Source organism: Mesorhizobium sp. M7A.F.Ca.US.006.04.2.1, assembly GCF_004022915.1.
GTDB classification, from domain to species: Bacteria; Pseudomonadota; Alphaproteobacteria; order Rhizobiales; family Rhizobiaceae; genus Mesorhizobium; species Mesorhizobium ciceri.
On the sequence record NZ_RZQA01000079.1, the window covers coordinates 4,172 to 12,239 of the forward strand.

General features: G+C 61.3%; 8 protein-coding genes and 1 pseudogene. 3 read left to right on the plus strand and 6 right to left on the minus strand.

Annotated features, from left to right (window positions below; genetic code table 11):
* Window positions 1-204, plus strand: a 204-nt coding sequence (locus tag EN925_RS40570; protein ID WP_245487211.1) for a hypothetical protein, incomplete at its 5' end; no start/stop codon positions are given.
* Here the strand turns inward: EN925_RS40570 and EN925_RS06790 are convergent.
* From EN925_RS06790 to EN925_RS06815, 6 genes and pseudogenes are all read right to left on the minus strand, one after another.
* Entirely contained in the window at window positions 156-911 is a 756-nt protein-coding gene (locus tag EN925_RS06790) for a DUF502 domain-containing protein (RefSeq protein WP_127369470.1), read from the minus strand. The genes EN925_RS40570 and EN925_RS06790 overlap by 49 nt on opposite strands.
* Window positions 912-991: 80 nt before the next feature.
* Window positions 992-1,294: a HigA family addiction module antitoxin gene (locus EN925_RS06795; protein WP_027161478.1), complete on the minus strand. Its 303-nt coding sequence runs from the start codon at window positions 1,292-1,294 to the stop codon at window positions 992-994.
* Between the two features lie 31 nt (window positions 1,295-1,325).
* Window positions 1,326-3,151: pseudogene (glmS, locus tag EN925_RS06800) on the minus strand (glutamine--fructose-6-phosphate transaminase (isomerizing)).
* 171 nt (window positions 3,152-3,322) lie between these two features.
* Window positions 3,323-4,681, minus strand: coding sequence for a bifunctional UDP-N-acetylglucosamine diphosphorylase/glucosamine-1-phosphate N-acetyltransferase GlmU (gene glmU, locus EN925_RS06805; RefSeq protein WP_127385586.1), 1,359 nt, complete (start codon window positions 4,679-4,681; stop codon window positions 3,323-3,325).
* Window positions 4,682-4,828: 147 nt separating this feature from the next.
* Complete coding sequence (locus EN925_RS06810) at window positions 4,829-5,266, minus strand: hypothetical protein (RefSeq protein WP_013531913.1); 438 nt, start codon at window positions 5,264-5,266, stop codon at window positions 4,829-4,831.
* An 81-nt stretch (window positions 5,267-5,347) separates the two neighbouring features.
* A complete protein-coding gene (locus tag EN925_RS06815) occupies window positions 5,348-6,094 on the minus strand; it encodes a cytochrome c biogenesis CcdA family protein (RefSeq protein WP_013531914.1) in 747 nt (248 codons plus the stop codon).
* Between the two features lie 185 nt (window positions 6,095-6,279).
* Between EN925_RS06815 and EN925_RS06820 the strand changes: the two genes are divergently transcribed.
* Complete coding sequence (locus EN925_RS06820) at window positions 6,280-6,657, plus strand: hypothetical protein (RefSeq protein WP_024503571.1); 378 nt, start codon at window positions 6,280-6,282, stop codon at window positions 6,655-6,657.
* A gap of 357 nt (window positions 6,658-7,014) precedes the next feature.
* Window positions 7,015-8,068 (plus strand): type I DNA topoisomerase (topA, locus tag EN925_RS06825; RefSeq protein WP_128336422.1); only part of this gene is annotated, 1,054 nt, incomplete at its 3' end.

Genomic DNA, 8,068 nt, shown 5'->3' on the forward strand with positions numbered 1-8,068 from the left:
GGGGCCCCCCGCCAGTCGGGCACGCCGGGCTTCCAGGTGGCTCGCATCGAGGCGCATGCCGACCTTCTGGAGGCCGCCCGCGACGATGCCAGGCTGATCCTGTCACGCGATCCGGAGCTGCAATCGCAGCGTGGTGAGGCGTTGCGCCTGCTGCTTTACTTGTTCGGTCGCGACGAAGCCGTGCGGCTTCTGCGCGCCGGCTGATCCAGGGCGGCAACCGAAGGGTTGGCCAGCATCCCTTCGATCGGCTCGCCATTCACGACAACCATTTGCTTTACTTCGGGCGCCACCAGACCGGCGGAGACGATCAGCTTGGCGCCATCCTCGATCGTCATGTCGAGCAGCACGATGTCCGACTTCGGCACATACATCAGGAAGCCCGTGGTCGGGTTTGGCGTGCACGGCATGAATACGGCGATCAGCGGATCGCCTTCCTGGTCGAGCTTCTGGTTGATCTCGGTTTCCTTTTCACTGGCGACGAACACCAGCGACCACACGCCCTTGCGCGGATATTCGACCAGCCCGACCTGGCGGAACATGTCACCCTTGTTCGACAGCACGGTCTCGAAAATCTGTTTCAGCGAGCCGTAGATGCCGCGCACCAGCGGCATGCGGCCAAGCAGGCGCTCGCCGAAATTGACGATGGCGCGGCCGACGATGTTTGCCGTCAGGAAACCGATCAGCGTGATCAGGATAAGCGCCACGATCAGTCCGAACCCCGGCACCGGAAACGACAGGTAGGTGTCAGGGCTGTAGCGGGCCGGAATATAAGGCTTCACCCAGGAATCGACCCAGCCGATGAACGACCAGGCAATGTAGGCGGTGATCGCCAAGGGCGCGCAGACGATGAAGCCCGTGAGGAAATAGTTCCTCAGCCGGGTCATGCCGGAGGTCTTGGGAGCATCGGACATGGTTCACCGGAGCGCGGGTTGCAGCGCAACATTAGTGAACCGGACGAAGCTTTGGAACTGCGAAGTTTTTAAAGAGCCGATTATGCCGCTACTTCCAACGGCTCAATCTTCTCGAGCTCCGGCGCCAGCTTTCTGGCTTCGGTTTCAAGCTCATAGGCCTGTTGAAAATTCATCCAGAATTCGGGCGTGGTGTTGAAAAATCTGGCGAGGCGAAGAGCGGTATCGGGAGTCAGGCCGATCTCTTCCTTGGCAATGCGTTCGATACGGGTGCGCGGAAGGTTGAGCTTTTTCGCCAGCGCGCCTGCACTCATGCCGAGCGGGACGAGATATTCTTCACGCAGGAATTCTCCAGGATGAACTGGACGTGCGAACTTCGATGCCATTCGGCCCAACCTCCGGTCTGGAAGGCAAAACCTATTCCACCGTCACCGATTTCGCCAGATTGCGTGGCTGATCGACGTCGGTGCCCATGAACACGGCGGTGAAATAGGCCAGCATCTGTATCGGCAGCGCATAGATGATCGGCGAGATGATTTCGGGCACATCCGGCAGCACGATTGTTTCCATCGTCTTCACGCTCACCTGCGCGCTGCGCCCTTGCTGTCGGTGATCAGGATGATCTTGCCGCCGCGCGCCGCCACTTCCTGCATGTTGGAAACGGTTTTCTCGAAGATCCGGTCATGCGGCGCGATGACGATGACAGGCATGTTCTCGTCGATCAGCGCGATCGGCCCATGCTTCAGTTCGCCGGCTGCATAGCCTTCGGCGTGGATGTAGGAGATTTCCTTGAGTTTCAACGCGCCTTCCATGGCCAGCGGGAAGTTGGTGTCGCGGCCGAGATAGAGCACGTCCTTGTAGCGCGAGAGTTCGCGCGCGATCCGCTCGATCTGCTCTTCAAGCTTGAGCACCTGGTTGGCGTAGCGCGGCGCTTCCGAAAGCGCGCGCACCAGGGTTTTCTCCTGTTCCTTCGAAATCATACCGCGCGCCACGCCGGCGCGCACCGCAAGCGCGGCCAGCACGGAAAGCTGGCAGGTGAAGGCCTTGGTCGAGGCGACGCCGATCTCGGGTCCGGCAAGCGTCGGCAGCACGACGTCGGATTCGCGCGCCATGGTCGATTCGCGCACATTGACGATCGCGCCGATCTTCATGCCGGCTTTGCGGCAATAACGCAGTGAGGCCAGCGTGTCGGCGGTCTCGCCCGATTGCGAGATGAAAAACGCCGCATCGTTCTCCGAGAGCGGCATTTCGCGGTAACGAAATTCGGAGGCGACATCGATGTCGACGGGCAGGCGCGCGTAGCGCTCGAACCAGTACTTGCCGATCAGGCCGGCCAGATACGCCGTGCCGCAGGCCGAGATCGCCAGCCGACCAATTTTGGCGAAGTCGAACGGCAGGTCGAGCGGCTTCGACACTCCGGAGACGAAATCCACGTAATGCGCCAGCGTGTGCGAGATCACCTCGGGCTGCTCATGGATTTCCTTTTCCATGAAATGGCGTCGGTTGCCCTTGTCGACCATGAAGCTGGTCGACAGCGACTGCTGGCGTTTGCGCTCTACCTTTGTGCCGCCGATATCGAAGATCTCAACACTATTGCGGCGCACCACCGCCCAGTCGCCATCTTCGAGATAGGTGATCGAATTGGTGAACGGGGCGAGCGCGATGGCGTCGGAGCCCAGGAACATCTCGCCATCGCCATGGCCGACGGCCAAAGGCGGACCATTGCGGGCGCCGACGATCAAATCCTCGTCGCCTTTGAACATGATCGCCAGCGCAAATGCGCCTTCCAGCCGCTTCAGCGCCTGGTGCGCGGCTTCGACCGGCTTCAGCCCCTTGGCGAGTTCGCGGGCCACCAGATGCGCCACGACCTCGGTGTCGGTCTGCGACGAAAAAGAATAGCCGTCGCGGACCAGTTCGTCGCGCAGTTCGGCGAAATTCTCGATGATGCCGTTGTGGACGATGGCGACGCCGTCGGAAAAATGCGGATGCGCATTGGTCTCGTTGGGCACGCCATGCGTCGCCCAGCGCGTGTGGCCGATGCCGATCGTGCCATCGAGCGGCTCGTCCTTGAGCCGGCGCTCCAGGTTGATCAACTTGCCTTCGGCGCGGCGGCGGGCGAGTTCGCCACGCTCGATGGTCGCGACGCCGGCCGAATCATAGCCACGGTACTCCAACCGCTTCAGCGCATCGACGATGAGCGGCGCAACCTGCGAGTGGCCGACGATTCCAACGATACCGCACATGCAGAAAGCCCCCGATTCCCCGGAAAACCAGCGCTATTTAGGGATGGCCGGCCTGCCGTGGAAAGTCACATTGCATTTCGTCCCGTATAACGGAACGCTCATTCTGTCGATGCACCATGACAGGCCGCTCTTGCAATCCGGTTACTGCAATCGTTCGGTTGCGGGCTGGTCTTACTTTTTCTTCGCCGCCGCCGCCGAAGCAAAGCGCTCGCGCAACTCCTTGCCCTTGCCTGGAATGGTCTTCTGGCGGGCGCGGCCGAAGGCCAGCGCGTCGTCGGGCACGCTTTCGGTGATCACGCTGCCTGAGGCGATGTAGCCGCCCTTGCCGATGGTGACAGGCGCCACCAGCGACGAATTGGAGCCGACAAAAGCGCCCTCGCCGATGTCCGTGAAGAATTTCGAATAGCCGTCATAATTGCAGGTAATGGTGCCGGCGCCGATATTGGCCCCAGCACCGACACGGGCGTCGCCGATATAGGTCAAATGGTTGACCTTGGCGCCCTCTTCGATGACCGCCTGCTTGACCTCGCAGAAATTGCCGACCTTGGCCTTGTTCCTGAGATCGGCGCCCGGCCGCAGCCGCGCGTACGGCCCGACATCGCAATTCGACGCAATGGTGGCGCCCTCGATATGGCTGAAGGCATGGACCTTGGCGCCCGTGGCAATCTTCACACCCGGACCGAACCAGACATTGGGCTCGACGATGGTATCAGTGCCAATCTCGGTGTCATGCGAGAAATACACGGTCTCCGGCGCGATCAGCGTCACGCCCGACAGCATCGCCTCATGCCGCCGGCGCGCCTGCCAGATAGCTTCGGCTTGCGCCAGTTCGGCGCGGTTGTTGATGCCGAGTGCGCTTTCGAAACTGGCTTCGGTGGCCACGACATCGAGGCCTCGCGCACTGGCGATCTCGACAATGTCGGTGAGATAATACTCGCCCTTTGCATTCTTGTTGCCGACCCGATCGAGCAGCGCCAGCGCATGGGCGCCGGCCACCGCCATCATGCCGGCATTGCAGAAGGTTATTTTCCTCTCCTCCTCGGAGCAGTCCTTCTCCTCGCGGATGGCGGTCAGCTTGCCGTCCTTTTCGATCAACCGGCCATAACCAGTCGGACTGGGCGGGCGGAAGCCGATCACGACGACGGCAGCGCCTTCAGCCAGTTTCAGCCGCGCCATGGTCAGCGCATCTGCATCGATCAGCGGCGTGTCCCCGAACATGACCAGGATATCGTCATAACCCTTTGATATTGCATCGCGCGCGGCAAGCACGGCGTGCGCGGTGCCAAGGCGCTTTTCCTGCACGAAAGTCTCGGCCTTGGGCGCGAACTTTGCCGCGGCCTTGCGCATCTCGTCGGCGCCATGGCCGATCACCAGTGCCTGGCTGCCGGCACCCGCCTCTTCCGCTGCCTTCACCACATGGGCGACCATCGGCAGCCCGGCAATCTGGTGCAGCACCTTCGGCAGCACGCTCTTCATGCGCGTGCCTTCGCCGGCGGCGAGGATGACGGACAGGCAGGATCTCTGGCTCATGGATGGGCAACCATATGAAAGGGTTGGGAATCAAGACAGGGTAGCAGTGGGCCCATGCTTCACCAATGCGGTTAAATTCCGGTGAGATGGCGGAGCAGCTGACTCTTAATCAGCGGGTCTTAGGACAGAATTCGGCAGTCAGCACCCCTACAACAGGCCGTGTTTCCTGAATTCCGCCTGCTCGTCACCCGATATCCAGCCAAACACCTTCAGCTTGCCATCGCGCTTTTCGACGAGATAGTTGATCGCAAAGTCGATGGTCACGAGACTCCCATCCTTGCGTTCATAGTCACCGGACCAGTTTACCTCAGCCACGCAATGGTCCTGATCGATTGGCATCACCGAGACATCGACGCAGGTCATTCTCTTGCTGCCGAGGGCACGATAGGCCTCAAAACCCTTTGTCATAATGGCCTTCAACTGCTCGCCATTCTCGCCAACCATGACCGCCGCCGGCGTCACCGAGACAAAACCCGCCGAATACATGTCCGCGACGTCGTTGAGATCGACGGTGTCGGCGATCGCGTCATTGTAGATTTTCTCATAGGCCTTGAAGAATTTTCGCACATCCGCCTTGGCTACCATTCTCGCCTCCCGGCTCGAAAAAGTGTTGGTCAACGGCACTGCAAATGCGGGCTGGTGTGCATCGTTCCCGTGCGGGGGAGACTACCCCAGCCGCCCCAGCACTGGAAAATTCTCCAGCAGCCAATACGACACGGTCTGCACGCCACCAGTCAGAAAAAACACGCCGGCGATCACCAGCAGCGCGCCGATGGCCTTTTCGACGCGGCCGAGATGGACGCGGAATTTGCCGAGGAAGCGCATGAAGGCGCCGGAAAACAGCGCGGCGATCAGGAACGGGATGCCCAGCCCGAGCGAATAGGCGGCGAGCAGCAGCGCGCCCTCGCCCACCGTTTCACGGCCGCCGGCCAGCGTCAGGATCGGTCCCAGAACCGGGCCGATGCAGGGCGTCCAGCCGAAGGCGAAAGCCAGCCCCATGACATAGGCCGCGACCGCACTTGCCGGCTTTCCCTGTGACTGGAAGCGCGCCTCGCGTGACAGCAGCGGAATGCGCAGGACGCCGAGGAAATTCAGGCCCATCAGGATGATCAGCACGCCTGCGCCCATGGCCAGCGGCTCCTGCCAGACGCGTAGCAGCCGGCCGATGGTCGAGGCGCCGGCGCCGAGCGCGACAAAGACGGTCGAGAAGCCGAGCACGAAGGCGATCGAAGAATAGATCAGCGCGCCGCGTGCGCCTTCACGCGCTGTCGCACCCGCATTGCCACGGAAATCGTCGACCGAGACGCCGGCCATATAACAGAGATAAGGCGGCACCAGCGGCAGCACGCAAGGCGACAGGAACGAAATCGCCCCAGCCCCGACCGCGCTGACATAGCCGATGTCCAATGCCATTTCCAAGAACTCCAATGTCGTGACGCCGATATAGCGACGCGCAGCCTTGTCCACCAATCACCATTGTGTTGGCAAGATCATCCATTGCCCGACGCACTTGCCAGGAAGAAACGACAGCCCGCAGGCGTTGATGCTGTGAGGCCGCGATTTCCCGCGCGTCTCCAGATATCAGTCAGGAGATTTCCATGAAAACCATAACCGCAGGACTGGCAGCGCTTCTGCTCAGCACCGCCGCATCCTTCGCTGCCGACGCGTGGAAGGAAGCCGAGGTCAATGGCGCCAAGATCTACACCGACGCCAATGGCATGACGCTTTACACCTATGACAAGGACGAGAAGGGCAAGAGCAACTGCTACGACAAATGCGCCACCAACTGGCCGCCGCTGAAAGCCGAAGCCGGCGCCAAGGCGGATGACGAGTGGAGCGTCGTCGACCGCACCGACGGCACCAAGATGTGGGCCTATGACGGCAAGCCGGTCTACACCTTCATAAAGGACAAAAAGCCCGGCGATGTGACCGGCGACGGCGTCGGCGAAGTCTGGCATATCGTCAAGGCCGACTAAGCACGCCAGTCCCGCTGCTGGCGGGACAAGGGCTGGTCGCCGGGCATCTCCATGCCACCCGGCGGCCGGCATCGAACAGCGTTATAATGTCGCCCGTCCTGGTTTGGGCAGCATTTCAACGACTCGGCGGAAAAATGAATCGGGTCGTTTCCGCTGACTCAGGCCCACCATCTGCCTTTCCCAAATTCTGTGATTTTCTCCATACACTCTAAGAGTGTATTGCTGCGGACCGGCCCGCAATTTGGGCGCTTCCCCTTGACCGGATGCAAAAGCGCGGCCATGTGAGCGACAAATAGAACGAGATTTCGTCGCGCGCAGCGGAATTCTTCTGCCGCACCACAGCTGATATGAGACCTCATGGACGTCGTCGTCGTCGAATCGCCGGCCAAGGCGAAGACAATCAACAAATACCTCGGCAAGAACTACAAGGTTCTGGCCTCGTTCGGCCATATCAGGGACTTGCCGGCCAAGGATGGCTCGGTGCGTCCGGATGAGGATTTCGCCATGTCCTGGGCGGTCGACACCGCCTCCGGCAAGCGCCTCGCCGACATCGCCAAGGCGGTCAAGGACGCCGACGGACTGATCCTCGCCACCGATCCGGATCGCGAAGGCGAAGCGATTTCCTGGCATGTGCTGGAAGTTCTGAAGCAGAAGCGCGCGCTGAAGGACAAGCCGGTCAGCCGCGTCGTCTTCAACGCCATCACCAAATCGTCGGTGCTGGAAGCGATGGCCAATCCGCGCCAGATCGATGCGCCGCTGGTCGATGCCTATCTCGCCCGCCGGGCGCTGGATTATCTCGTCGGCTTCACGCTGTCGCCGGTGCTGTGGCGCAAACTGCCGGGCGCCCGTTCGGCCGGACGCGTCCAGTCGGTTGCGCTGCGTCTCGTCTGCGACCGCGAATCCGAGATCGAGCGCTTCATCCGCGAGGAATACTGGCAGATCGCTGCACTGCTGGGCACGCCGCGCAACGAGAATTTCGAAGCGCGGCTGACCGCCTTCGATCGCAAGAAGCTGCAAAAGCTCGACATTTCAAACAAGGCGCAGGCCGACGACATCAAGTCGATGCTCGAAGGCGCGACCTTCAAGGCGGTGTCGGTGGAAGCCAAGCCGACCAAGCGCAATCCCGGCCCGCCCTTCCCCACCTCGACGCTGCAGCAGGCCGCCTCGTCGGGTCTCGGCTTCTCGGCCAGCCGCACCATGCAGGTGGCGCAACGCCTCTATGAAGGCATGGAGATCGGCGGTGAGACCACCGGTCTGATCACCTATATGCGAACCGACGGCGTACAGATGGCACCCGAGGCGATCGACGCCGCACGCGATGCCATTGCCAAGGAATTCGGTCCGAAATACCTGCCGGAAAAGCCGCGCCAATATACGGCCAAAGCCAAGAACGCCCAGGAAGCGCACGAAG